Below are 26603 nucleotides of genomic sequence, written 5' to 3' on the forward strand. Positions count from 1 at the left end.
AGCTGACTGCATAAGGACCCACGCGCATGATCTACCGCCCCCTCGGCCACAGTGGCCTGCAGGTTTCCGCCCTTACCCTGGGCAGCATGATGTTCGGCGAGCAGACCCGTACCGAGGATGCCCTGCGCATCATCGACAAGGCCTGGGACCAAGGCATCAACTTCATCGACACCGCCGACGTTTACAACGCCGGGCGCTCGGAAGAAATCGTCGGTGAAGCCGTGGCGCGCCATCGCCATGACTGGGTCATCGCCAGCAAGGTCGGCTTCGGCCCGGCCGACGGCCTGCCCAACCGCAGCGGGTTGTCGCGCAAGCACATCTTCAATGCCGTGGATGCCACACTGACCCGCATGGGCATGGACTATCTGGACATCTATTACCTGCACCGCGAAGACCACAAGGTACCGCTGGAGGAGACCGTGCAGGCCATTGGCGACTTGTTGCGCCAGGGCAAGATCCGCTACTGGGGGGTGTCCAATTTCCGTGGTTGGCGCATTGCCGAGGTCTGCCATGTTGCCGAGCGCCTTGGTGTGCCCAGGCCGGTAGTCAGCCAGCCGCTGTACAACATCGTCAACCGCCAGGCCGAGCCCGAACAGCTCACGGCCGCCGCCGCCCATGGTCTGGGCGTCGTACCCTTCAGCCCGCTGGCCCGGGGCGTGCTCAGCGGCAAGTATGCGCCGGGCGCGGTGCCGGACGCCGGCAGCCGCGCAGGGCGGCAGGACAAACGCATCATGGAAGTGGAGTGGCGCCAGGAGTCGCTGACCATTGCCCGGCAGATTCAGACGTACGCAGAGGCCAAGGGGGTGGGTATTGTCGAATTCGCCATTGCCTGGGTGTTGAATAACCAATGGGTCAGTTCGGCGATTGTCGGGCCGCGGACCGAGGAACAGTGGGATACCTATGGCGGCGCATTGGCGGTGAAGATTACCGCGGAGGATGAGGCGTTCATCGATTCGTTGGTGACGCCAGGGCATGCGTCCACGCCGGGCTTCAATGACGTGGCGCATTATGTGAGTGGGCGGCTGGCGCGCAGCTGACGCATTGGGGAGCCCTGAGCCGGGCTCCCGGTCCCCCCTTTCCCCAATCACCTCGGTATCGTGCGCACCATTGGTTTTCCACCTCTGGAGCTGCAATGAAACTCTTGCAACCGCTGCAAATCGGCCCCCTCACCCTGCCCAACCGTGTATTCATGGCCCCCCTCACCCGCCTGCGCAGCCTGGAGCCGGGTGATGTACCCACCGCGCTGATGGCCGAGTACTACCGTCAGCGCGCCAGTGCTGGCCTGATTATCACTGAAGCCACGCAAATCTCCTTCCAGGCCAAGGGCTATTCTGGCTCGCCCGGCATTCACAGCGCCGAACAGATCGCTGCCTGGAAGCACATCAACCAAGGCATCCATGCCGATGGCGGCCACAGCGCCGTGCAGGTGTGGCACACCGGGCGGGTGTCGCATACCTCGCTGCAACCTGGCGGCGAGGCCCCCGTGGCCCCTTCGGCGCTGCCGGCGGACGCACGCACCACCCTGCGTGATGCGCAAGGCAACCTGACGCGCGTGGAAACCTCCGCACCCCGGGCACTCAGCGAAGCGGAGATCGCTGGCATCGTCGCCGACTTTGGCCAGGCCGCGATCAACGCCTGTGAAGCCGGCTTCGACTTCATCGAGTTGCACGCCGCCCACGGTTACCTGCTGCACCAGTTCCTCACCCCCAGTGCCAACCAGCGCGAAGACCGCTACGGCGGCAGCGTTGAAAACCGTGCGCGCATTGTGCTGGAGGCGGTGGACGCGGCCATTGCCAACTGGAGCGCCGACCGGGTCGGTATTCGTGTGTTCCCGTTGGGTGGTTTCAATGGTGTGGACAATGGCGAAGACCAGGAGGCCGCCGGCCTGTACCTGATCCGCGAACTGGCCAAGCGCAACCTCGCCTACCTGCACCTGTCCGAGCCGGACTGGGCCGGCGGCAAGCCACTGCGTGACGAGTTCCGCCAGGCCATTCGCGCCGCCTACCCCGGGGTGATCATTGCGGCCGGTGCCTATACCGCCGAGAAAGGCGAAGACCTCATCGGGCGGGGTTTGATCGATGCCGTGGCGTTCGGGCGCGCCTACATTGCCAACCCCGACCTGGTGGAGCGTCTGCGGCTGCAAGCGCCGTTGAATGAGCACCGGGCGAAGTTCGATTATGCCAATGGGCCTGAAGGGTATACGGATTATCCGTTCCTGAAGCAGGCTTGATGCAAAAACGGGCGCTCTTGCGGGCGCCCGTTTTTTTTCGTGTCAGCCCAGTTCAGCCAACGCCTGCGCTGCATAGGCATGTGACCGCTGCCGCGCCAGCGGGTCATGGATGCGGCAGTCGATCATCAGCTCGTCCGCCCCGGTCTGCTCAATCAGCGAGCGCAGCCCTTCCCTCACCCGTTCAGGCCCTCCGGCTACGGTGCAGGCCATCACCTGCTCGAGCACGGCGCGCTCGTGGTCCGGCAAGCGTTCGATGTAACCCTCTTGCGGCTTGGGCAGCAAGCCAAAGCGCCCGACATGCAGGTCCAGCATCCACTTGCGGTGGGAGCTGGCCAGGTAGTCCGCCTCAGCATCGCTGGCAGCGGCGAACAGGTTCATGCCAACCATCACATACGGTTTGGCCAGTTGCGCGGAAGGCTGGAAGTTGGCGCGGTAATGGGCAATGGCCTGCAGCAGGTAACGCGGGGCAAAGTGCGAGGCGAAGGCATAAGGCAGGCCCAGCTTCGCCGCCAGGTCAGCACCGAACAGGCTGGAACCGAGGATCCACACCGGCACATCGTGCGCACCCGGTACGCCGCGCACCCGGCGTTTGCCGTTGTCCGCCAGGTAATCACGCAGCTCGGCAATGTCCTGGCTGAAATCTCGCTCTGGCGCGGCGCCGCGCAATGCACGCACGGTCGGCCCGGACGTGCCTGGCGCACGGCCCAGGCCCAGGTCGATACGGCCCGGGTGCAATGTATCGAGGGTGCCAAACTGTTCGGCCACCACCAACGGCGCATGGTTGGGCAGCATGATGCCGCCAGCCCCAACACGAATGTGTCGGGTGGCATTGGCGATTTCGTTGATCACCAGCGAAGTGGCAGCCGAGCCAATGCCCGGCATGTCATGGTGCTCGGCGATCCAGTAGCGGCTGTAGTGCTGTTGCTCGACATGCCGCGCCAGCTGGCGGGATTCTTCGATCGCATCGGCGAAGGTCTTGCCTTCGCCGATCATGACCAGATCCAGTACGGACAGTGCAGTCATGGGGTCTCCAGAGGGATTATCAATGGCTGCCAGTTTCCATGCTGCGCCGCCAGCGATAAACCCAGTTTCAGGCCCGGCATAGGGGCCTGGCATTCCCCAATCAGTATTCCCAAGGCACGCCCGGCTCCCAGCTGGCCACCAACAAGTCGATGAAGCCGCGTACCCGAGGGGACAGGTGGCGCTTGCTTGGGTAGACGATGCGAATGGGGTCTGCCGGGGGGCGGTAGGCGTGCAGTACCTCCACCAGATTGCCAGCGCGCAGGTCGTCACCGGTGATATAGGTAGGCAGGTGAATCAGACCGAAACCGGCCCGGGCGCCGTCAAGCATGGCCTCGGAACTGTCGATGTTCAGCCGCCCGGGATCTTCGCACAGGTGCAGCCCCGCTTCTGTGTGAAAGCGCCAGGGCATGGCCTTCTCGCCCGCCAGGAAGGCAATCTTGTCATGGCCATAGAGGTCGCCGGGCATCTGCGGCACACCGCGCTTCTCCAGATACGCAGGCGATGCACAGGTCACGAACTGCTGCCAGGCGACGGTGCGCGTCAGCAATTGCGAGTCTTCCTTAGGTGCACCGATGCGCACGGCCACGTCCACGCCCTCTTCGACCAGATCAACGAAACGGTCGGTGAAGCGGATATCCGCCCGCAGTTCGGGCCATTGCTTGAGGTACTGGTCGAGGATAGGCAATACATGGCGCTGCCCGAGCGACAGCGGTGCGGTCAGGCGCAGGGTGCCAGTGGGCTTGCCGCGGCGCAGGGCCATGGTGCTTTCGACCTCGTCCAGGTCATCCAGAATCTGCCGCCAGCGCTCGAACGCCACCAGGCCTTCATCAGTCAGGCTCAGCTTGCGCGTAGTGCGGTTGAGCAGGCGCACCGCCATGCGGGCTTCCAGGCGGGCGATGCTCTTGCCCACCGCTGAACGCGTCAGGCCCAGGCTGGCAGCCGCAGCTGTGAAGCTGCCGGCCTTCGCGGCGCTGACGAAAGCGGCGATGTCGCCGAAGCGGTTGGGTTCCATGGTGTTTTCCTGACGCTGATCGAACCGCCATAGATGGGTGCGATTTCAGGCAATGCAAGGTTCCTGATCTAGTGGGGCTGCCTTGCAGCTTCCGTCTGCCCGAGGTAGCGATCGGTCCAGTTAGCCAGCGGCAGTGGCGGCTGCTGGTCGACAATGCGTCGCCAGATAAGCATCAGCTCTTGAGCGTTGAACAGCGAGCCAGGCCCGCTGCCTCGCCACGGCGAAGGTACACCGACCATCCACTGCCCTTGATGATCGCGCTGAGCCATGTTGAAACGGAAGGTGTAATTCCCCGGGATACCCATGCGCAGGTCGGTGACCACCAGTGCGTCGCCAATCTGGTCATAACGCAGCCAGTCATCGGTGAACCAGCGCAAGCGCTGGTGCAAAGGGTCATTGTTCAGTGCTTGCGCCAGTTCCAGATTGCGCGACAAGCGTTGCATTTCGGGGGGTTGCTGGTCGAGCACGCTGCTGATGCCTTCGTAATAATCACCATCCGGGGTCTTGGCCAACACCCGCCAGACCAGGCTGTTGAATGCCATCGGCACGGCACGCACCTCGCTCACGACGATACCTTGCTGGTCCAGTGCCGACTGGAAACGCTGCTCGGCAGCCATGCGCCCCGCCAGGCCGAAACCCAGGTAGCAGGTACTGAACACCAGGGCCATGGTCAGCAGGCGGGTAGCCCTGCGGGTCACGCCCTTCATGAGGGTGAAGACCACCGCAGCCAGCAGCGGCACGGTGTAGACCGGGTCGATAATGAACACCGCCGCCCAGCTTTCAGGGGTGGTGTGCAAAGGCCAGAACAACTGCGTGCCGTAAACCGTGAAGGCGTCGAGCACCGGATGGGTTACCAATACCAGCCAGAACGCCAAAAAAAGCCTGGGCAAGGTATACCCCTTTCCGGGCCAGCGCTTGTTGACCAGCCAGGCCAACAGCAAGGCCAGGCCGGTGAGCACGAACAACGAGTGGGAGAAGCCGCGATGATAAGTCATCTGCGACACCGGGTCGGCATAGCGAATGATCACATCCAGGTCCGGCAGCGTGCCCAGTGCTGCACCGTACAGCAGCGAGCGTCGGCCCTGGATGCGCCCGAGCACGGTCCCTTGCAGCGCCGCGCCAAGTACGGCTTGGGTGATGGAGTCCAAGGTGGGGATTCCTGAAAGAGTCGTTTCCGCACGCTACCCCCATACACCCCTGATGCGCAATTCTCCTGAATGGCTCAGAACAGCTGCCAGGTGTACACCAGCGTCAGGCGGTTCTCGTCGATATCACTGCGGTAGTTGGAGCGCGCCATGGCATTCCTCACCCGAATCCCCAACCCTTTCAGTGCCCCGCTCTGCACCGCATAGCCGATATCCAGATCACGCTCGCGATCACGCCCCTCGTAACCCAGCCCGGTATCGACATTGTTACCGGTTATGTAGCGCACGGTCGCTGTCAGGCCCGGCACGCCCATGGCGGCGAAGTTGTAGTCGTAACGCACCTGGTACGAGCGTTCGTCGGTGTAGGCAAACTCATAGGTCGGCACTTCGTTGCCCAGCGGCGAGATGTTGGCGAATACCCGTGGGAACGGGCTATCGCCATAAATGCCCTGGTAGCCGGCATGGAAGCTGTGCCCGCCGTGCCGGGCAGTGAACAGCGAGAAGAACGCCTGGTTGTCGATGTTGCCCAGCAGCGCATCGCCTTGCTCACGCGCGGTGAAATAACCCAGGTTGGCGCTGAGTACCCAGTCCCCGACGGGTTTGCTGTGCTTCAGGCCAACGAAGCCTTGTTGGTAGATGTCCTCCAGCTGACCGTACCAAAGGCTGAGGCTGCTCTGGTTGGCATTGAACGCATAGTCCCCACCCACATAGTTGAACGCGTCGCTTTCGGCCTGCCGCATCGGCACATGGCCAAGCATCGCGTTCATCTTGCCGTCGCCGCCTTCGTTGCGCAGGTGGGTGCTTTTCAAGTGCCCGGCCTGCACGGTCAGCCCGTCGATTTCCGACGAACTCAAACTCACGCCCTGATAGGTGGGTGGCAACAGGCGAATATCACTGAAGGTCAGCACCGGCAGGTTCGGTTGCAGTTCACCTGCACGCAGTTCGGTTTTTGATATCCGGGCCTTGAAGGTCGGCGCCAGGCGGCTGTACTCATCGGCAGCACGGCCGTCGCCATGCACCGGCAACAGGCCGGTATTGGCGCGGTCTGGACTGCTGTCCAGCTTGATCCCCAGCAAGCCCATGGCGTCCACGCCAAAGCCGACCGGGCCCGGGGTGTAGCCACTTTTGAAGTCGAGGATGAAACCCTGGGCCCACTCCTCGGCCTTGGACTGTTTGTTGGCCCCGACAATGTCGGAGAAATCGCGGCTGAAGTAGTAGTTACGGGCACTCAGGGTGGCCTTCGAATCCTCGAAGAAGCCGCCTTCGGCAGCCAGCAGTGGCTGGCTGAGCAATGTCAGGCCCAGGGCAACGCAAGGGGTGTGGTTCATTCCGAAGCTCTCTTGATCTTGTTTTTATGGGTAAAGCGTTGGAAACACGGCAGTTCATGGGGTACGGCGCAGCACCTCCCGGGCACGTGGTTGGCGCAGCCTCAGCAGCGCGTGCGCCAGCAGGCCGAACAGCAGCCCCCAGAACGCTGCCGACAGGCCCAGGAAAGCCACCCCCGAAGCGGTGACCAGGAAGGTGAACAGCCCGGCGTCGCGCTCGGCCGGTTCTGCCAGACTGCGGACCAAGGCTTCGCTGATGGCGCCATACAGGGCCAAACCGGCCAAGGCCGCGATCAGTACGGCGGGAAAGGCGGCGAACAGCGACATCAAGGTGGCCCCGGCAATGCCCAGCAGCAGATACAACACACTGCCAGCCACCGCTGCCACATAACGCCGTTGGGGGTTTTCATGGGCTTCCTGGCCGGTGCACAGGCTGGCGGTAACCGCCGCCAGGTTCAGCCCGTGGCAACCGAACGGCGCCAGTAGCGCCCCAGCCAGGGCACTGGCGCTGATCAGCGGGCTGGCCGGCGTGACGTAGCCAGCGTTGCGCAGTACCGCCATACCCGGCATGAATTGCCCGGTCAGCGCCACCAGCACCATCGGCAGCGCCAGACTGAATACCGCCGACAGGCTGAACTGGGGGGTGATCCACTGGGGTGAGGCCAGTTCCAGCACCAGTACTTCGCTGCGCAACGTACCGCTGGCCACGGTCACCAGCATGCCCACGCCCAGCACCGCAGCCACGGCATAGCGCGGCTGCACCCGACGCATCAGCACGTAGGTGACGAACATCGCCAGTACCAGCAGCGGTTGCACCGGCAAGGCGCGGAACACCTCGATGCCAAAACTGAACAGGATCCCGGCCTGCATACCGGCAGCGATAGAACCCGGCAGGCGCGCGATGATGCGGTCGAAGGCCCCGCTGATGCCGATCAGCAGCAGGACCAGGTTGGCCACCAGGTAGGCGCCCACGGCCTGCGCCAGGCCCAGTTGCGGCAAGGCGGTGACCAACAGCGCCGACCCCGGGATCGACCAGGCGATCACTACCGGCACGCGGTAGCGCAGGCTGAGCAGCGCACCGAGCACCGCACTGCCCATGGACACGGCCCAGACCCAGGATGACAACTGCTGGTGCGACAGGCCGGCCGCTTCGGCGGCGTGGAAAATGATCACCAACGGGCCGGCGTAGGAGATCGTGGTGGCAATGCAGCCGGCGACAATGGCCGATACAGAGCAGTCCTTGATCAGCGTTTTCATGAAGCGTCTCGCAAGGCAGCGGCCGGCCTTTGTGGCGGGCTCTTGTTTGGGTGTTGGCTGCTTCGCGGGCATGCCCGCTCCCACAGGTGAAGCCTGTGTAGTCGTTATGGGAGCGGGCAAGCCCGCGAAACAGCCCACTCGGTGGATCAGGCCTCCTGCAAAGCCCGCGGCCGCCCGCTGCGCTGCTCATCGGCACCGCCCTGGGCCTGCTGCAACTGGAAGTCGAACTTCAGCTCGGCATGCCGACCCTCCGGCCCTTCGACGAACACCACCTCCCCGACCAGCCCGTCCCGTGTGGCATAGGCAAAGTCATCCCACAGGTACTTGTCCCCCGACAGGTTTATCTGCGTGGTCAGGTGCCGGTACCCTGGCGCCGATATAAAGAAGTGCACATGCGCCGGGCGCTGGCCATGACGGCCCAGCAGGTCCAGGCATTCCTGGGTTGGCCCCTGCGGGTCGCAGCCATAGCCCGATGGCACGATGGAGCGCGCGCGGTAGCGCCCCTGGGCATCGGTAACGATGCGCCGACGCAGGTTGTACGCCGACTGGCTTTGGTCGAAGAACGAATAGGTACCACGGGTGTTGGCATGCCACAGGTCGACCGTGGCACCCGGTAGCGGGTGTCCGTGCGGGTCCAGCACCTGGCCTTCCAGGAACATCACCGTGGCGACGCCCTCCTCGCTGCCGTCGTCCATGCGCACTTCACCTTGGGCAATCGGTGCGCCAGCCACGTACAACGGGCCTTCGATGGTGCGTGGAGTACCGCCAACCCGCCCTGCCTCGTGGTCCTTGGCATCCTGCAGCAGGTCAAGGAAGTGTTCGAGGCCCAGCCCCGCCACCAGCAGCCCGGCTTCGCCGCGACCGCCCAGGCGGTTGAGGTAGTCGACGGCGTGCCAGAACTCGTCTTCGCTGATGTCCAGGTCTTCGATCAGCCGCGCGGTGTCCTGCAGCAGGCGCTGCACGATGCGTTTGAGGCGTGGGTTGCCGGCCGCATTACCAAAGCCTGCGGCCTCCTCGAAGAACTGCTGTACCTCGGCAGTATGGGAAATGTTCACGGTCATGGGGGTTACCTCGTCTTGTTCTGTTCGGTTCAGGCCTGCGCCGCCAGGGCCTGGGCGTGGCGCCGACCACTGGCCAGGTGCACGGCCATGGCCAGCGCGGCGATGGCGCCAGGGATGGCAAAGGCAATGAAATTGAGTTGCAGTGGCAAGTTGATGCCCATCAACGCACCGCCCAGCAGCGGGCCGACGATGGCGCCATTACGGCCGATGCCCGAGGCCCAGCCCAGACCGGTAGAGCGCACCGACAGGCCGTACATCTGCGCAGCGCCTGCATACAGCAGGATCTGCGTACCAATGGTGGTGGCGCCGGCAATGAAGATCAGCAGGTACAGCACCGGCATCGGGCTGTTCACCCCCAGCAGGCTGATCGACAGTGCGGCGGCAATGAAGAACGCCACCTTCACCTTGACCAGGTTGTAGCGGTCGCCCAGCCAGCCGCCGAGGATTGCCCCGGCCATGCCGCCAAAGTTCAGTGCCAGCAGGAATGACAGGCTTGAGCCCAGGCTGTAGCCGGCGTTGGCCATCAGTTTTGGCAGCCAGGAGCTCAGGGCGTAGACCATCAGCAGGCAGCAGAAGAACGCAACCCACAGCGCCAGGGTGCGAATCGCCAGGCCATTGCGGAAAAGTTCCAGCACCGAAGCGCCGCTGCCTTTGCGGTCGGCCGCCTGAAGCACATCATCGGCCTGGACATCGCAGTCCGGGTCCAGCCGTTTGAGCAGCGTGCGTGCTTCCTCGATACGGCCTTGGCGCACCAGAAAGCCGATGGATTCAGGCAGGTAGTAAAGAATCACCGGTAACAGCAGCAGTGGCACAGCGGCGGCAAAGAACATCGACTCCCAGCCAAAACGCGGCAGCATGAAAATGCCGACACCTGCCGAAAGCATGCCGCCTAGCGAATAGCCACTGAACATGATCGCCACCAGCGTGCTGCGCAGGCGCTTGGGCGCGTATTCGTTCATCAGTGCCACGGCGTTGGGCATCAGGCCGCCACAGCCCAGGCCGGCGATGAAGCGGTAGATGCCAAACTCGCTCGGGCTGCTGGCAAAGCCGTTGAGGATAGTCGCCCCCGAAAACAAGGCGAAACAAATGGCAATGCCCTTCTTGCGCCCGATACGGTCGGCCAGGCTGCCAAAGGCCAGGGCGCCGAACATCATGCCGAACAGCGCATAACTGCCCAGTGCACCGGCCTGCAACGGGGTCAGCCCCCACTCTTTCATGATGACCGGCAGTACCACACCGTAGATGAACAGGTCATATCCGTCGAAAATCAGTAGCAGGCCGCACCAGGCCATGACCATCCAGTGAAACGAGGTAAAGCGCGCATTGTCGATGATCGGGTGTACGTCAAGGGTTCGCATGGCATCTGTCGCTCTTGTTTTTGTTGTGAAAGAAAGCTTTTGCCTTGAGGTTGCAGTTCAGCCGAGATCGCCGCCCCCTACCGGCAGGGTCACGCCGGTGATGTACGAGGCTTCGTCGGACGCGAGGAACAGAATGGCCCCCACCTGCTCGTCGATACTGCCGTAGCGGTGCATCAGACTGCTGTCGAGGGTCTGGTCGACGATCTGCTGGTACCAGTGCTTTTCCTGCTCGGTTTGCGCTGCACTGTTGCGCGGTACCCGCCGGGGTGGCGCTTCGGTGCCGCCGGGCGCGGTGGCGTTTACACGGATCCCACGGCCAGCCGTTTCGAAGGCCAGGCAGGCGGTGAGCGCATTGACGCCGCCTTTGGCCGCGCCATAGGGCACACGGTTGACGCCACGGGTGGCGATGGAAGAAACGTTGACGATGACGCCGCTGCCACGTTCAAGCATGTAGGGCAGCGCGGCATGGCAGCACCACAGTGTCGGGAACAGCGAACGGCGCACTTCGGCCTCGATCTGCTCGACATCGTAGTGCTCGAAGGGCTTGGCCCAAATGGTCCCACCTACGTTGTTGACCAGAATGTCGAGGCGCCCAAAGGCTTCCACCGCGCTGGCCATGACCCGGGCGCAGTCGGTGTGTTGCTCCAGGTCGGCGGTGAGGGTAAGCATGCCTTCACCCGCCAGCTCGTGGACCAGTTCGGAACGGTCTACGGCCACCACTTGCGCACCTTCGGCCTTCAGCCGCCAGCACACGCCACGGCCGATGCCTTGTGCAGCACCGGTGACCAGGGCGACCTTGCCTTGGAATCTGTTGTTCATATGCAAATCTCCAGTTCGCGAGAGACCCTGCGGCTGCAACTGTCTTGCTCAAAGCCTGAAAGGCTGCGCGATCACTGTGGAAGCGGGCTTGCCCGCGAACACGGGCGAAGCCCGTGCCATCCACCGCGCAACCTGCTTCGCGGGCTCGCCCGCTCCCACAGGGTCGGCGTATTGCTTTGAATCAGAGGGGGCTGTCAGGCCGCAGCCGCAAACTTCTCGTAGTAGAAGTTGGCCGGGGTAATGCCCTGCTCGCGCACGTACTGGCTGACCGCTTCCACCATGGGTGGCGGCCCGCACAGGTATACGTCCACATCGCCGTCATTGAGGTGGCGTGGCTCGATGTGCTGGGTGACATAGCCCTTCTGCGGGTACTGGCTGTCCGGGTTGGCGACGCAGGCGCTGTAGGTGAAGTTGGGGATACGTGCCGCCAGCGCTTGCAGACGGTCGAGTTCGACCAGGTCGAAGTCGTTGGTCACGCCGTAGATCAGGTGCAGCGGATGCTCACTGCCCTGCTCGGCGATCTTCTCCAGCATCGCAGTGAACGGCGCCAGCCCGGTACCACCGGCCAGCAGCAACAGCGGGCGCTGGATCGGCCGCAGGTAAAAGCTGCCCAACGGCCCGGCCAGGGTCAGGCTGTCGCCAGCCTTGGCAAGGTTGGTCAGGAAGCTGCTCATCAGCCCACCCGGTACGTTGCGGATCAGGAAGCTGACTTCGCCGTCCTTCTGCAGCGAGCTGAACGAATAGGCCCGGCTCTGCTCGCTGCCCGGCACCTTGAGGTTGACGTACTGCCCCGGCAGGAAGGCCAGACGGCTCAGGGCCTCGCCCTTGATCGACAGGGCAATGGTGCTGACCGACAGCTGGCGGACATCGCTGATGGCGGCCTCGAAACTGGCCTGCTCGGTCTTGCACAACTGCGACGAAGCCGGGATGCGGATGACGCAGTCGCTTTCAGCGCGCATCTGGCACGTCAGCACGTAGCCTTCGGCGATTTCGTCTTCGCTCAAGGCGTCTTCGATGAAGTTGTCGCCAAGGTCATAACGACCGGACTCAGCCTTGCACTTACAGGTCCCGCAAGCGCCGTCACGGCAGTCCAGCGGAATGTTTATGCCTTGGCGGTAAGCGGCGTCGGCCACGGTTTCTTGACCGGTGGCTTCAATGAAGCGGGTAACCCCGTCTTCGAAATTCAGTGCGATCTGGTAGCTCATGTTGCACCTCGCGGGCGAGCCGGGCCACGGCGCGTCACAAGACGCACCGGGCAATGCTCGCAAAACCCTGTATCAGATGTGGTAGATGTCGATGACCTGGCGGACGTAGTCGTTCTTCAGCACCACCTTCTTGGCCTTGATCAGCGGCTGCTCGCCGCGCAGGTCGAGGGTGTAGAAGCTGGTGCCGAAGTAACTGTCGGTGGTCTTGTAGCGGAAGCTGAGGGTGTGCCAGTTGAAGCGCACCTGGCAGCTACCCTCGCCCTGCTCGACGATCTCGATGTTGCTGATGTTGTGCGAGGTGCGGGTGTCGGGCACGGTCGCACTGGAGCGCTCGGTCTTGATGCGGAACACGCGGTCTTCCAGGCCGCCACGGTTGCCGTACCAGATCAGTGAGATTTCGCTTTGCGGGTCTTCGGTGAGGGTGTCGTCATCGTCCCAGCTCGGCATCCAGAAGCTGGCATCGCTGGCGTACAGTTCCAGCCACTGGTCCCACTGGGCATCGTCCAGATAGCGCGCTTCGCGGTACAGGAAGTCGCGCACGGTTTCATACAGGCTCATTGCACGGCCTCCACGGGGATCAGCTGCTGTTCGTCCTTGAGGGCCTGGATCATGGTGTCCTGCCAGTACTTGTGCTGCAGCACGAACAGGCCTTCGTCCTCGGTGCGCACGCCCGACAGCAGGGGTTCGAGTTCAATCTCCTTGGCCGCCTCATCGGCACCTTCGACCCAGTGTTTGGCGCCGCGAGACATGTCGTTCCAGCCGGTACCGCCGCCGTAGCCGGTCTGGCACGAGCGGAATTCTTCCAGGTCGTCCGGGGTGGCCATGCCGCTGACGTTGAAGAAGTCTTCGTACTGGCGAATACGCTTTGCACGGGCATCGGCGCTCTCGCCTTTCGGCGCGATGCAGTAGATGGTGATTTCGGTCTTGTTCACCGAAATCGGCCGGGCAACGCGGATCTGCGAGCTGAACTGATCCATCAGGTACACGTTGGGGTACAGGCACAGGTTGCGCGAATTTTCGATCATCCAGTCGGCGCGCGCCTGGCCGAAGTCGGCAGCCAATTGGTCGCGGCGTTCATAGGCCGGGCGGTCTTCCGGGTTGGCCCAACGGGTCCACAGCAGCAGGTGGCCGTGGTCGAAGGAATAGAAACCGCCGCCCTGCTTGGCCCAGGCGCCAGCACTCATGGTCTTGATCTCGTCACCCGCCTCGCGCTGCTTGCGCTGGTTCTGGGTGGCAGCGTAGTTCCAGTGCACGGAGCTTACGTGGTAGCCGTCAGCGCCGTTTTCGGCGGTGAGCTTCCAGTTGCCTTCGTAAATGTACGAGCTGGCACCGCGCAGCACTTCCAGGCCTTCAGGCGACTGATCGACGATCATGTCGATGATCTTCGCCGACTCGCCCAAGTGCTCGACCAGCGGCTTCACATCGCCGTTCAGGCTGCCGAACAAAAAGCCCCGGTACGACTCGAAGCGTGCCACCTTGGTCAGGTCGTGGGAGCCGTCGCAGTTGAAGCTGTCGGGGTAGCCGGCGTTGCTGGGGTCTTTCACCTTCAGCAGTTTGCCGCTGTTGTTGAACGTCCAGCCGTGGAACGGGCAGGTATAGCTGGAACGGTTGCCGCGCTTGTGCCGGCACAGCATGGCACCGCGGTGGCTGCAGGCGTTGAGGAAGGCATTGAGCTCACCGTCCTTGTTGCGCGCGATGAAAATCGGCTGGCGCCCCATGGTCAGGGTGAGGAAGTCATTCTTCTCGGGGATCTGGCTTTCGTGGGCCAGGTAGATCCAGTTGCCCTCGAAGATGTGTTTCATCTCCAGGTCGAACAGCCGTGGGTCGGTGAACATCTCGCGCTTGCAGCGGTAGATGCCCTTTTCACGGTCGTCCTCGAGCAAGGCATTGAGGTAGTCGAATCCCAGGGACATGGCCAGGGTCTCCCTTGTTATTGTTTAGACCTGGTCAGGTTAGAGGCTGGGATTGGGTTGCAATATCCGGTTTGTGCGGGGTGCTATCCGTTTTGTGCAGGTTGAGGTGACAGGTTCAAGCGCCTCTTCGCGGGCGCACCCGCGAGAGACCGGTACGGCTTAACGCCGGTTGCGCAAGGTTTCGGACGGCAATTCGCCAAACTGCTGCCGATACACCTCGGAAAAGCGCCCGAGGTGGAGGAAGCCATAGTCCATGGCCAGTTCGGTCACGCTACGTACCGAACAACTGGCATCGCCCAGGCAGGCACGCACCTGTTCCAGCTTGCGTTGTCGCACGTACTGCTTGGGTGTGGTCTGCAGGTGCCGGTCGAACAGCGCATACAACGAGCGCAGGCTCATGCACGCCTGCTCCGCCAGCGCCTCCGCTGTCAGTTCGAACTTCAGGTTGCGGTCGATGTAGTCGATGATCCGCTCCAGGCTTGCACCCGGTGAGCTGAGGCTCTCACGGCGAATATTGGTGCTCATCAGGGTCAGCAGCTTGCTGGCGACAATCTGGCTGTAATGGCCCTGCACCCTGGGCAGTGAATCGCCCACTTCCGCCTCATGGCAAACCATGGCCAGCAGGTTCACGAAGCCATCCAGCTCATCCAGCCGGTAATGATTGCGCAAGAACCGCACGCCCCCATCAGGCCGCTGCCAGCGCTGTTCATCGCAGATCGAATCCAGCAGCCGGGTTGGCACCTTGAGGATGAACTTCTCGCAGTCTTCCGAGTAAGTCAGGTCAACCGGGTCGTCTGGGTTGATCAGCAGCAGCTCGCCCGGTACCAGGTGCTGCTCGCGCTTGTGCCCGCGCCACAGGCAGTTGCCATTGAGCAAGACTTGCAGGTGGTAGATGGTTTCCAGCGCGGGCGACGTCACGCGAACACTGCCGCCATAGCTGATACGGCACAGGTCGAGCTCGGCGAACTTGCGATGGCTGAGGCTGGCCTGGGGGTGGGTGGTGCGGGACAGACCGATGCAATGCTGGCCAACATGCTGGTTCACATAATCGGACACAGCGTAAGGGTCGGCGTGGTGAAACACGCTACTGCGCTCGCTCAGCAGGCGGCTTTCCATAGGCAAGGCACTCGGTATCGTTATTGTTCTGGTCGCCGCGCCCTACCGTCTTGTCGGCTGTGGTTGCGGTCATCACGGTCATTCTATCGGGCTGGCTGCGCGTCGCAGGGGCAGGCGACAGCCGGCAAACGGGGACACTACAGCAAAAAGGCGGGGGTTGGGCAATGCAACGATGGGATTGGCTGGGCGGATAGCGGACAGGTCCGGCGTCATGCTTGTTCGTTAATCGAACAGTATCTTGCGGTACTCGCGTGGCCTGCACATGGCGGCGGACCAAGCGCTCCTGCAACGACCGTCATTCACTGCACCGGCAGGAAGTTCATCAGCAACAGGCTCTGCGCGTAGTTCAAGCCTATGCGCCGATAACGCTCATCCAGCAACTCGGCCAGCAAGTCCAGCCGCGCGACGATCTTGCCGAACTCAACGGCAAAACTCAGGTTGCTGCCCTCCTCCGAGATCTCGTTCGAGAACAGCAACAGCACCCCGTTGGCATCTTGCCGCTGACTGAGCATCCATGTCGCCTTCTCGATATTGCGCGCAGCGTTGTTGATGAACAGGGGGTCGATGGTATCGGTCATGTAGAACTCGGTACGCCCGCCATGCGCGGTGATCAGCATGCTGCCAATGGCGTAGATGAAGGCGCCGACCCGGTCCCCGCGAAACTCCGGGCTCAGGGCGTAGCTCAATGCCGCCAGGTCACGGCGGTTGCCCAGTTGTGGCAGCGGCCGGCGTTGTTCGATGGCAATGCGGATCTGTCGCTCGGCGGTGGCGGCATCAAGGTAGCCAGACACCTTCCACTGGTTGGGGTTGCGCAGGTACAGCTTGTTCATCAGCAGGTACAGGCTTTGCAAGTTGTCGCGCATCGACAGCGTGGCCAGGCGGTCGACGCTGGTTTGAAACAGCTCGCTGGGTTTGCCGTCGCTGAACTGGCCGACGATGTCACGGCCTTGCTGCTGAGTACAGGCGCACAGGCATGCCAGGGCACCTGTCAGTAGCAGGCGGGGGAGGAAATTCGAGTAGCTTGCAACCATCGGCACCGGGTCGATATTCGGCGGCTGCGCCGGGAGTCAGCGCGGCCTGGCCAAGCATAGAGCCCGAAAATGGGAAAAAGTGCGGTGGCTGGAGAGAATGGAAAAAACCTGTGGCGGCCTCTTCGCGGGTGAACCCGCTCCCACAAGAAGGGACTCGCCCGCGAGAGGCTAGGAGCGACGAACCCGGATCACATGGCGTGGCGCAACATCTCCACCACCTGCGCATGCAGCGCCGGGTCACCGCAGGCCACCACACACCCGCCATTCTGCGCCGAGCTGCCATCCCAGGCCGTGATCACGCCACCCGCCCCTTCGATGATCGGCATCAGCGCCTGTACGTCATACGGCTGAAGGCTCGCTTCGACAATCACGTCGACAAAGCCCGAGGCCAGCATGCAGTAGGCATAGCAATCACCGCCATAACGCATCAACCGCGCCTTGCTGGCGACCGCTTCGAATGCCGCCTTGCGCTCGGCGGTGTCGAACATTTCCGGCGTGGTGCACATCAGTGTGGCGGCAGACAGGCTGGCGCAGGCACGCGTCTTCAGGGGCGTGCCACTGCGCCAGGCGCCTGCCGGGGTACCCACGAAACGTTCGCCGGTGAACGGCTGGTTCATCACGCCCAGCACGGGGCGGGTGCCGTCATTCAGGGCAATCAAGGTGCCCCACAGTGGCAAGCCGGTAATGAACGCCCGGGTGCCGTCGATCGGGTCGAGCACCCAGGTCAGCGGACTGCTGCCCACTGCAACACCGGCCTCTTCACCGAGAATGCCATGTTCGGGATAACGCGCCTGGATCAGCTCACGCATGGCGTCTTCGGCGGCCTTGTCGGCCACGGTCACCGGGTCGTACAGACGCCCGCCCTTGTCCTCGACTTCCAGGCTGGCGCGGAAGTACGGCGCGATCGCTGCAGCGGCAGCATCGGCCATTTGCTCGGCAAAGGCGCGATACTCAACGATCTGTTCAGCACTCAGGGACATGGGACGGGCCTCGTGACAATGATGGGGCACGCATCATACCCGACACATCGCCCCGGTGTACGCTGCGGCAGTCTAGACTGAACATGATCAGGTTACCGGGGGGCTGCCACACGTGGAGGTGTGCGATGAGCCAGTTCAAACGTCTGTTCGTCATGCTGGGCCCGCAAATGCGTCATACGCCTGCGCTGCAACGCGCGGCGGCGTTGGCGGAATCCAGTGGTGCCCTGCTGGATATCAATGTGTTCGTCGACGACGTCGACACCTTTGGCTTGATGAGCGATGGTCGTGAGCGTGAGCGGCTGCTCAGCGACAACCGCCAATGGCTGGCGGATGAGGCGGAACAACTGAGCGATGCCGGCGTGGACGTGTCCACCGAGCTGTTGTTGACCCGCGACCCGCTGGGCAGCGTACTGGAACGGGTCGAACGGCTGGGCTGCGACCTGCTGGTCAAGGACGTACAGCACGAACCCGTACTCAAACGCCTGCTGGTAACGCCGCTGGACTGGCAGTTGCTCAAGGACAGCCCGGTCGCCGTACACCTGGTCAGTGACATTCGCCTGCCCCTGCCACGGCAGATCGCCGCCGCAGTGGACCTGAACAGCCACGGCGCTGGCGAACACCTGGACGAGCAGGTCATCCACTGCGCCCATGACCTGGCCCTGCAGTGCAACGCCGAGCTGCACCTGCTGCATGTGTGCGACGCGGCCAAGACCCACATCGCCGACTTCGGCGCCGGTACGGTCACCATGCCTGGCTTCGATGGCAGCGTGCGAACCGCGCAGCGGGCGGCGTTCAACCGCCTGGGCGACCACCACCAAATTCCGCTGGAGCGCCGGCACTTCCTCGAAGGGGCCGCGATCATGGCCATTGCCCAGTTCGTCGGCCACAACCGAGTGGACGTAATAGTCATGGGCAGTCATCGCCATGACGCCATGCAGACATTCCTGGGCGGGACAACAGCGCATGTGCTGGAACACCCGCTGTGCAATGTGTTGGCGATCAAGGCTGTTCGCTGAGCTTCAGCAGCCTGCCTTGGGGCCGGGCAGGAATAACCTTGTACATGTGAAGAGGCACTTCCAGCCACGGAGCAGCTTATAACCTGTCGGCCCCTCCGCAGTTCCTGCAGGCACTGTTGTCACTGACGCGTTATCTGCGTTGGTTTCTGGTACACCAGTGCCACTAAAAATGAATGCATTTGATAATGATTCGTAGTATGTTCGCGGCATTTACCGACCTAGCCCCTCAGCGCCCTAATCAAGGATCGTACCGTCGATGCGCCGCACGTTCGTTTCGCTTTGTGTGCTTCATGCTGTCTCCCCGCTGGCCTTTGCCGAGCCTGAACCGCTCAGCGACCCTGCCCAGATCGAACTCCAGGCCCTGAGCATCACCAGTACTGCCGACAGTGAGCGTGCGGACGGCCCGGTCGAAGGTTACAAGGCCAGCCGCTCGGCCAGTGCCACCCGCACCGACACGGCGCTGCACGAAACCCCGCAATCGGTCAGCGTGGTGCCCAAGGATGTGTTGGTAGACACGGGCGCCACGCGCCTGCAGGACGGCCTGGACTACGCCGGTGGTGTCGGCCGCGCCAACAACTTCGGCGGCCAGGGCCTGACAACCTTCACCGTGCGTGGCTTCACGACCGGTGAGTTCTACCGCAACGGCTTTCCGATCAACCGCGGCTACCCCAATGCCCCGGATGCCAACACCGTCGAGCGCCTGGAGGTCATCCGTGGCCCGGCCAGCAGCCTGTACGGCCGTGGCGACCCTGGCGGTACGTTCAACGTGGTCAGCAAGCAGCCGTTGCCCGAGTCCAAGGTTACCCTTGGCAGCCAGTTCGACGACCAGGGCATGCACCGTGCCACCCTCGATGCCACCGGGCCGCTGAGCCAGGACGGCTCGCTGGCCTACCGCCTGAACATACTGGGTGAAGGTGGCGACAGCTTCCGCGACGATGTCGAAAGCGAACGCTACGATGTCGCCCCGGTCATCAGCTGGCAGGTCAATGACGCCACGAAGATCACCTTCGAAGGCGATTTCATGCGCAACAACCACCCCCTCGATCGCGGCCTGACCCGCTACCCCACCCAGACCGGCAGCGCCTCGCGCGATACCTATATCTGGGAAAAAGGCAGCGACAACCTGCTGCATAACGACAACAACATGGCGCAGCTGCGTTTCGAGCACCTGCTCAATGACGACTGGACTTTGGCAGGCGGGTTCCAGTTCCTTGATGGTTCGCTCAAGGGTAATGCAGTCGAGGGGAGCAATTTACTGCCAGACGGCCGCACCCTGCAGCGGAACTTCAACTACCGCAAGCTGGAATGGACCGACCGTGACTGGCAATTGAACCTGACCGGGCATTTCGATACCGGTACGCTCAGCCACACTTTGCTGACCGGTGTCGAATACGAGAACTACGACTACAACTCGATCATCCAGCGTTCCTCGGCAGCCTACCCGATCGACATCTACAACCCGGTACTGGGCCAGCCGCGCCCGGCACTGGACCGCACCACCACCTGGGACAAGGAAAACCTGCAGACGTGGGCGTTCTTCATTCAGGACCAGGTAGCGCTGACCGAGCGATTGAAGGCGCTGGCGGGTGTGCGCTTCGAGCGTTTCGAGCATGACTATGACAACAAGCTGAACAATGCCGGCGATTTCAGCAAGGGCGAAAACGGCGTTACACCCCGCCTTGGCTTGATCTACGACCTGACCGATACCCTGGCGGTCTACGCCAATACCGCACGTTCGTTCAAGCCCAATACGGGCACGCCGGCCAGTGGCGGCGGTTTCGACCCAGAGAAAGGCAAGTCCTACGAGCTGGGTGTGAAATGGGAGTCACTCGACCGCCAGTTGAGTGTCGACGCGGCGATCTACCACATCGTCAAGGAAAACGTACTGGCCAACGACCCGAGCGACCTTACTGGTACTTACAAGATCGCGGCCGGCGAGGTGCGCAGCCGTGGCCTGGACATCAACATCGCCGGCAACCTCACCCCCGAATGGCGCGTGATCGGTGGCTATGCCTACGTGGACGCCGAAGTCACCAAGGACACTACCCTGCCCAAGGGAACGCGCCTGGCCAATATCCCGCGCAACACCTTCAGCCTGCTGAACACCTACGAGTTCCAGGATGGCCTGGCCAAAGGCCTTGGCCTGGGCGTAGGCGTGAAGTATGTCGACGACCGTGCGGGGCAGACATCGGCAGCCACTTACACGATGGAACGCTACAGCGTGGTCGACCTGTTGAGCTTCTACAAGGTCAACGAGCATGTGCGGTTGAATCTGGACGTGAAAAACGTGTTCAACAAGGGGTATGACGAAGGGGCGTTCAACAGCTACGTATACCCCGGCGCACCGCGCACGGTGCAGGCCGGTGTTTCCTATACCTTCTGAATTGCCGGGGCCGCGCAGCGGCCCCGTAATTTCAGAAAGCTGTGCTGTAGAACAGCGAGTACGACTCGATGCCGTCGTTTGGCTGCTTTATCCCGGCGTTGGAGTAATGCATGGCACGGATGCCTACCTTCTGTTCTCCCGGCAACTTCAGGCCAAAGCCGATGCGGTCTTCGAAGTTGACCGACGACCCCAGGCGCTGGTCCCCTACGTCGGTCTTTGAAAACGCTGCCAGGCCAATACCTGCCTCGATGTAAGGCGTGTAGGTAAAGCCGCTGAACTCATACGTGAACACCGGGCTGAACGACAGCGAATGCGCACCACTGGCATCGCCACCTTCCCAATAGGTGTAGGCCGCATCCCAGTACCCGCTCACATGGCCGGTGCTGCTTTCCAGCCATTTCTTGTCCCAGTCGAACGACATGCCGATACGGTAGGTCATGTCACCTTGGCTAGTTGCGCCCACGGCGCCTGATATCTGCGCAGCCTGGACCAGATCGGCCCCGGCAAAGGCCAGCACTGCAACGGCCAGCGAAGCTGCTAGACGGGTTTTCATCTACGACTCTCCTGATGGTCTACACGGCAAGCGGGGGCTTGGGCCCCTCGACGTTATGCGCTGACCGGTGCATCCAGACCGGTCATGCGAAGTAATACTTTTCTGATTATTGTCCAGATAATCAGAAAGTTGGAAGTGTATTGCCACTATTGACTAAAACACTCGGTAAAGATGTGCCTGCCGGGCACAGGAATTCGCGAGACGTGATCTTAACCAAGGGAGGAGTACATCCGTACTCCTCCCCGTCTCTTCATCAACGCCAATTAAGGTTAACGGTCGTGGGGGCCTTGCCCGTCACGGCCGCCCACTGCTGCACCGACTGACCTTGGGCATTGCCAATGACCTTGTATTTGCCGGGAGGCAGTTGCACATACAGCAGTGGCCCGGCATCGCTGACGCTGAGTACGGGCTGGCCCTGGGCATTCTGGATATCGACCGAAGCCCCGCTCTGGAACTTGCCTTCCGGACCGGTCGAAAGCTCTACGTGCAGGTCATAACCCGCGGTCTTGCGCAGGGCATTGGCCTCGTCCTGGCCGATACCGCCCTGCAGGTAGCGCACGCCATTCTGTTCTTGCGGTTGCAACTGCACGGCCTGCATGTCGATGGGGGCATTGAGGTCGGCGGCAGCGGCCAGCGTCCATGGCAAGGCCAGGGTAATCAGCAAGGCAGCGCCGAGCGCATAGTGATGGTTACGCATGGTACGACCCTCCTTTTCGAGGATGGCTTACCTGTTATTTGATCCTCCCAGCGAAGGGGTGTTCGTGCTGATACCCGGTCATGTAGATGAATTCACTTCAGATAATCAGGTTATCGAGCGAAAACATCAGCTTGCACGACCTTCTTCAAGCAATTTCACGAACATGCTCAAACTGCGCGAGACTGTACCCCGTCGCCATACCAGCCAGGTTTTCAGGTAACGGAAGTCCTCCGACATTGGCCAGGCGCTGACGGTGCTGCACCCGGGCATATTGTCGAGCATGCTGCGCGGCAGCATGGCCAGGCCGGCGCCAGCGCTGACGCATGCCAACATGCCGTGGTACGACTCCATTTCGTGGATCTTGCCCGGTACCGCCTGGTCTTTTACGAACCAGTTTTCGAAGTGATGGCGGTATGAACAGTTGGCGCGGAAGGCGTAGATGCTTTCACCGTTCACGTCCTGGGCGCGGGTTACCGGTGTATGGTTGAGCGGCGCAATGACCATCATCTCTTCCTCGAACACCGGTATGCCCTCCAGCGTCGGGTGCAGCACCGGGCCGTCGACGAACGCGGCCACCAGGCGGCCAGACAGCACGCCTTCGAGCATGGTCCCGGAGGGCCCGGTGGACAGGTCAAGGTCAACCTTGGGGTAGCGTTGGTTATAGGCGGCCAGCAGCGCCGGGATGCGCACCGCCGCCGTGCTTTCCAGCGATCCGAGGGCAAAGGTGCCCTGCGGGTCTTCACCCGCCACGGTCAGCCGCGCCTCATGGACCAGGTCGAGGATGCGCCGGGTATATTCGAGGAAGTTCCAACCCGCAGGCGACAGGCGCAGGCGGCTCTTCTCGCGAATGAACAGCTCTACACCCAAGTCCTCCTCCAGTTGCTTGATGCGCGTGGTCAGGTTCGACGGCACCCGATGGATGTGCTGCGCGGCGGCGCTGATGCTGCCCTGCTCTGCCACGGCCTTGAAGATCTCCAGTTGCACCAGGTCCACAGGCATTCTCCAAACGTGAATGTTTCGCTCATTATTATTCAGTTTTCATTAAAGCCATAGCCCACTAGTCTGGCCTCATTGATTAACAACAACGAGAGTGTCCCGCCATGAGCGCGATCAGCAGCCTGACCCACGCCATCTCCCTCGACCCGTACAGCGGCGAGCAGATCGGCGCCTACCCGTTCGACACCGACGCCGCACTGGAAGCGGCGCTGCAACGTGCCAAGGTCGGCTACCGCCAGTGGCGCCAGGTGTCGCTGGGTCAGCGCAGCGAGTACCTGCTGGCCCTGGCCGGCACCCTCGAAGCCAAGGCTGAAGCTTTCGCGCACATGATCAGCCGCGAAATTGGCAAGCCGATCGCCCAGGCTCGCGGTGAAGTCAGCAAGTGTGTGGGCCTGTGCCGCTGGTACGCCGAGCACGGCCCGGCCATGCTCGCCGCCGAGCCGACCCAGGTCGAAAAAGCCCGTATCGAATACCGCCCGCTAGGCCCGATCCTGGCGGTGATGCCGTGGAACTTCCCGGTCTGGCAGGTGCTGCGCGGTGCCGTGCCGGCGATTCTGGCGGGTAACACCTACGTGCTCAAGCACGCACCGAACGTGATGGGCAGCGCCTACCTGATGGGTGAGCTGTTCAAGGATGCCGGCCTGCCGGAAGGCGTGTTCGAAGTGTTGAACGTGACCCCGGATGGCGTCACCCGCGCCATCAACGATCCGCGCATCGCCGCCGTGACCCTGACCGGCAGCGTGCGTGCAGGCATGGCGATTGGTGCACAGGCCGGTGCCGCGCTGAAGAAGTGCGTGTTGGAGCTGGGTGGCTCTGACCCGTTCATCGTCCTGGCCGACGCCGACCTGGATGCCGCCGTCCAGGCTGCGGTGATAGGCCGCTACCAGAATACCGGCCAGGTGTGCGCCGCCGCCAAGCGCCTGATCGTGGAAGCCAGCATCGTCGACGCGTTCACCCACAAGTTCGTTGAAGCCACTCGCCAGCTGAAAGTCGGCAACCCGCTGGAGGACGACACCTATATTGGCCCGATGGCCCGCTACGACCTGCGCGACGAGTTGGACGGCCAGGTTCAGGCGACGTTGGCCGAAGGCGCCACGTTGCTGCTGGGCGGCAACAAGGTCGAAGGCGTGGCCAACTTCTACGCGCCGACCGTGTTTGCCAATGTCACCCCGGACATGACCGCGTTCAAGCAGGAGCTGTTCGGCCCTGTCGCGGCGATCATCACTGCACGCGATGCCGACCATGCCGTGGAACTGGCCAACGACAGCGAGTTCGGCCTGGCCTCGACCATCTACACAGCCGACTATGCGCTGGCCGAACGCATGACCGCTGCACTGGATACCGGTGGCGTGTTCATCAACGGCTACTGCGCTTCCGACCCCCGCGTGGCGTTTGGTGGCGTGAAGAAGAGCGGTTTCGGCCGTGAGCTGTCGCACTTTGGGGTGCGCGAGTTCACCAATGCCCAGACGGTGTGGCTGGACCGTAACTGATTCATGACCCTGGGGCTGCTTTGCAGCCCCAGGCGCTTCAATCCCGAACCTGGTCCTTGACCCAGTCCAGCATCCCCCCCGGCACGATCAATTCATGCCTTGCCCGCGAACAGGCGGTATACAACCCCGCCAGCATACGCGCCCGTTCATTGCGGTTACCCGCCACCTGTGGCGCTACCATCAGTTCCGGCGACACCATCACCCGGGCAAACTCCATGTTCTTCACATCCCGTACACGCCCCAGGAACAACTTCGGCGCCTTGTCCCAGCGGTAACGGCTCTTGGCCTTGGCAAAGTGCTCCGGCGTGTAGCCCTTGCGCAGCATGTTGGCCACGGCGACGAACGCTTTGTCATCGCCCTTGTCCTGCTCCAGCGCCTGCCAGCTGGCATAGCGGAACAGCATCGGGTGGCGCGGCCGCGTGCCGTAGCGGTACAGCTCGATGCAGTCCTCGACGAACAGTTCAAAGTCCTTGCGAGCGCTTTTCAGCAACAAGAACGGCACCCCCTGATGCGTCAGGCGCTGGAACCAGCCAAACAGGCCCCATTCATCATCGACGATAAGCGCCGTGGGCTGTTCCGGCACCATCACCGTGTCGAAGAAGCTGACCCGGGTGTAGTGCTCGGCATTGCCACTGAAGGCTGCCTGGATCGTGGCCGGGTGCGCCTGGATCAGCGGGTTGAGCACATTGTCCATTGCCGGCCCGGCGCGCAGTGAGTGGTCAATGCAGCGTTGGCGGATGAAGCTGCCATGGTGCGGGCTGAGGCCGTTGAGGTTTTGCAGTTCGTCACCCAGGGTAATGATCGACTGCGGACTGCGATCGAGTACCGCCAGCATCGGTGCCGACAACTCGTGGGCCTCGTCGACGATGACATGGGTGTAACGGCTGTCGATCACATGTTCGGTCAGCGACAGCAGCTTGACCCGGTGGTAGTCACGCACCGGCAGCTGAATGTCCCGCGCCGACGGGCGAATCAGCTCTTGCCAGTACAGGCGCGCCTTTTCCAGCAGCACCTCCTGATCCAGCGGCGAGGTGCCAGGCCCGGCCCAGGGCAAGTGGTGCAGTTGAAGCTGGGTATCGGCACTGTGGCAGAACGTGCGCACGGCGCGGATGCACAAGGCAACCACGTCACGCGCTGCGAGCGGGCCGATATCAGGGATGGCCAACCAGCGCACCACTTGCGCTTCCTGGGGGCGCCAGGACAGCTTGGTGCGATACGGATCGCGCAGTCGCCAGCCGTTGCTGGTGAGGTCGCGGTTGAGCAGTTCGTCAGCCAGTTGGCCGAAGGTCAGCGCGGTATAGGCGGCAGCGTCCTTGACCCGCGCCTGCAGTGCGCGCAACTGCCCTTCGGTCAAGGCCAGCAGCAATGTGCGCTGCGGCTCCAGCAGCCGGGCGAACTGGTGAATCAGGAAGGTCTTGCCGGTGCCGGCGAAACCTTGCACAGCCACAGACTCGTCGACGCCACTGAGGAATTCACGCAGCAGGCGGTTTTGCTGGTCGCTGAGCATCAAGTCGCTGGCCAGCGATGGCAGGTACACCGGGTGCAGCGGCGTGGCCCGTTGGCGGTAGCGGTCGGCGAACTGGAAGTTCCACTGGCCTTCGTCATCCAGCAACTCGTCCGCCTGGTACTCCACTTCGGCCGACAGCAGTGCAATGCCATTTTCGCCCAGCATGCCCAGGCCCATGGCGAATGCTTCGCGATCGAAGTGCTGCGCTACCTGGCCCTGGAAGCGCCCGGGGGCGACACCTTCGACTTGGTTGGCGATGCGCACGATTTCGGCGAAACGACGCTCCTGCGCGTCGGCCGAGGCGATGGCAGGCTGACGTGGCAGGTTTTGCACGAACAGCACGGCGGCGGCATCGAGCACACTGGCAGTGGTGAAGAATTCGGTTACAGCCGCGCTGGCGAGGCGGTCAGCCTGGTCGCTGGACAAAGGCAGGTAGAACATCGGCACCTCGGGTGAAATCAGGGCGGCACGATAGCAACTTTTGGC

General features: G+C 62.6%; 23 protein-coding genes. 5 read left to right on the forward strand and 18 right to left on the reverse strand.

Translation table 11 applies throughout. The features are described 5' to 3' along the window. The first annotated feature begins 26 nt into the window (after positions 1–26). Positions 27–1037 (forward strand): aldo/keto reductase, encoded by a 1011-nt coding sequence (locus AC3B5Q_RS13805; protein ID WP_021785107.1) that lies wholly within the window; start codon positions 27–29, stop codon positions 1035–1037. Positions 1038–1132: 95 nt separating this feature from the next. Further along, the gene (locus AC3B5Q_RS13810; RefSeq protein ID WP_004374351.1) at positions 1133–2230 is read left to right on the forward strand and encodes an alkene reductase; all 1098 of its coding nucleotides are present in this window, start codon (positions 1133–1135) and stop codon (positions 2228–2230) included. A gap of 42 nt (positions 2231–2272) precedes the next feature. On the opposite strand, the gene AC3B5Q_RS13815 is transcribed toward AC3B5Q_RS13810, so the two are convergent. The 14 genes from AC3B5Q_RS13815 to hisN form a co-directional block, all read right to left on the reverse strand. Next, positions 2273–3253: an LLM class flavin-dependent oxidoreductase gene (locus AC3B5Q_RS13815; RefSeq protein WP_004374344.1), complete on the reverse strand. Its 981-nt coding sequence runs from the start codon at positions 3251–3253 to the stop codon at positions 2273–2275. A gap of 100 nt (positions 3254–3353) precedes the next feature. Beyond that, positions 3354–4265 carry a LysR family transcriptional regulator gene (locus AC3B5Q_RS13820; protein ID WP_004374343.1) on the reverse strand — a complete coding sequence of 304 codons (912 nt, stop codon included), beginning with the start codon at positions 4263–4265 and terminating at the stop codon, positions 3354–3356. 68 nt (positions 4266–4333) lie between these two features. Further along, complete coding sequence (locus AC3B5Q_RS13825) at positions 4334–5413, reverse strand: metal-dependent hydrolase (RefSeq protein WP_021785105.1); 1080 nt, start codon at positions 5411–5413, stop codon at positions 4334–4336. A gap of 74 nt (positions 5414–5487) precedes the next feature. After that, positions 5488–6738, reverse strand: a complete 1251-nt coding sequence (locus tag AC3B5Q_RS13830) for an OprD family porin (protein ID WP_338443379.1) — start codon at positions 6736–6738, stop codon at positions 5488–5490. Positions 6739–6792: 54 nt separating this feature from the next. After that, positions 6793–7992: a benzoate/H(+) symporter BenE family transporter gene (locus tag AC3B5Q_RS13835; RefSeq protein WP_021785103.1), complete on the reverse strand. Its 1200-nt coding sequence runs from the start codon at positions 7990–7992 to the stop codon at positions 6793–6795. Between the two features lie 146 nt (positions 7993–8138). Then, entirely contained in the window at positions 8139–9053 is a 915-nt protein-coding gene (catA, locus tag AC3B5Q_RS13840; protein WP_392470516.1) for a catechol 1,2-dioxygenase, read from the reverse strand. Positions 9054–9082: 29 nt separating this feature from the next. Then, on the reverse strand, positions 9083–10411 hold the full coding sequence (locus AC3B5Q_RS13845; protein WP_275966903.1) for an MFS transporter: 1329 nt from the start codon (positions 10409–10411) through the stop codon (positions 9083–9085). 57 nt (positions 10412–10468) lie between these two features. Next, on the reverse strand, positions 10469–11230 hold the full coding sequence (locus AC3B5Q_RS13850) for a 1,6-dihydroxycyclohexa-2,4-diene-1-carboxylate dehydrogenase (RefSeq protein ID WP_021785100.1): 762 nt from the start codon (positions 11228–11230) through the stop codon (positions 10469–10471). Between the two features lie 194 nt (positions 11231–11424). Continuing rightward, on the reverse strand, positions 11425–12435 hold the full coding sequence (gene benC, locus AC3B5Q_RS13855) for a benzoate 1,2-dioxygenase electron transfer component BenC (protein WP_021785099.1): 1011 nt from the start codon (positions 12433–12435) through the stop codon (positions 11425–11427). A 72-nt stretch (positions 12436–12507) separates the two neighbouring features. After that, positions 12508–12993, reverse strand: a complete 486-nt coding sequence (gene benB, locus AC3B5Q_RS13860) for a benzoate 1,2-dioxygenase small subunit (protein WP_004374327.1) — start codon at positions 12991–12993, stop codon at positions 12508–12510. Then, positions 12990–14348, reverse strand: a complete 1359-nt coding sequence (gene benA / locus AC3B5Q_RS13865) for a benzoate 1,2-dioxygenase large subunit (protein ID WP_488392633.1) — start codon at positions 14346–14348, stop codon at positions 12990–12992. Before benA ends, benB begins: the two co-directional genes overlap by 4 nt. A gap of 159 nt (positions 14349–14507) precedes the next feature. After that, positions 14508–15464, reverse strand: a complete 957-nt coding sequence (locus AC3B5Q_RS13870) for a helix-turn-helix transcriptional regulator (RefSeq protein ID WP_103444376.1) — start codon at positions 15462–15464, stop codon at positions 14508–14510. A 299-nt stretch (positions 15465–15763) separates the two neighbouring features. Beyond that, on the reverse strand, positions 15764–16495 hold the full coding sequence (locus AC3B5Q_RS13875) for a hypothetical protein (RefSeq protein ID WP_021785096.1): 732 nt from the start codon (positions 16493–16495) through the stop codon (positions 15764–15766). Between the two features lie 188 nt (positions 16496–16683). Then, the gene (hisN, locus tag AC3B5Q_RS13880; protein WP_021785095.1) at positions 16684–17475 is read right to left on the reverse strand and encodes a histidinol-phosphatase; all 792 of its coding nucleotides are present in this window, start codon (positions 17473–17475) and stop codon (positions 16684–16686) included. Positions 17476–17600: 125 nt separating this feature from the next. On the opposite strand from hisN, the gene AC3B5Q_RS13885 reads away from it, so the two are divergent. Together AC3B5Q_RS13885 and AC3B5Q_RS13890 are read left to right on the forward strand one after the other, a co-directional pair. Continuing rightward, positions 17601–18491 (forward strand): universal stress protein, encoded by an 891-nt coding sequence (locus AC3B5Q_RS13885; protein ID WP_488392634.1) that lies wholly within the window; start codon positions 17601–17603, stop codon positions 18489–18491. Positions 18492–18747: 256 nt separating this feature from the next. Continuing rightward, a complete protein-coding gene (locus AC3B5Q_RS13890; protein ID WP_021785093.1) occupies positions 18748–20874 on the forward strand; it encodes a TonB-dependent siderophore receptor in 2127 nt (708 codons plus the stop codon). Positions 20875–20905: 31 nt separating this feature from the next. On the opposite strand, the gene AC3B5Q_RS13895 is transcribed toward AC3B5Q_RS13890, so the two are convergent. The 3 genes from AC3B5Q_RS13895 to ptrR form a co-directional block, all read right to left on the reverse strand. Beyond that, positions 20906–21427, reverse strand: coding sequence for an acyloxyacyl hydrolase (locus AC3B5Q_RS13895; protein WP_021785092.1), 522 nt, complete (start codon positions 21425–21427; stop codon positions 20906–20908). A gap of 253 nt (positions 21428–21680) precedes the next feature. Further along, entirely contained in the window at positions 21681–22124 is a 444-nt protein-coding gene (locus AC3B5Q_RS13900) for a hypothetical protein (protein WP_021785091.1), read from the reverse strand. A gap of 126 nt (positions 22125–22250) precedes the next feature. Continuing rightward, a complete protein-coding gene (ptrR, locus tag AC3B5Q_RS13905) occupies positions 22251–23117 on the reverse strand; it encodes a putrescine utilization regulator PtrR (RefSeq protein ID WP_028697444.1) in 867 nt (288 codons plus the stop codon). Between the two features lie 107 nt (positions 23118–23224). On the opposite strand from ptrR, the gene AC3B5Q_RS13910 reads away from it, so the two are divergent. Then, complete coding sequence (locus AC3B5Q_RS13910) at positions 23225–24610, forward strand: aldehyde dehydrogenase family protein (protein WP_104961739.1); 1386 nt, start codon at positions 23225–23227, stop codon at positions 24608–24610. A gap of 37 nt (positions 24611–24647) precedes the next feature. On the opposite strand, the gene AC3B5Q_RS13915 is transcribed toward AC3B5Q_RS13910, so the two are convergent. Further along, a complete protein-coding gene (locus tag AC3B5Q_RS13915; protein WP_021785088.1) occupies positions 24648–26558 on the reverse strand; it encodes an AAA family ATPase in 1911 nt (636 codons plus the stop codon). Positions 26559–26603 lie beyond the last annotated feature (45 nt).

The organism is Pseudomonas sp. D5(2026) (assembly GCF_057766845.1).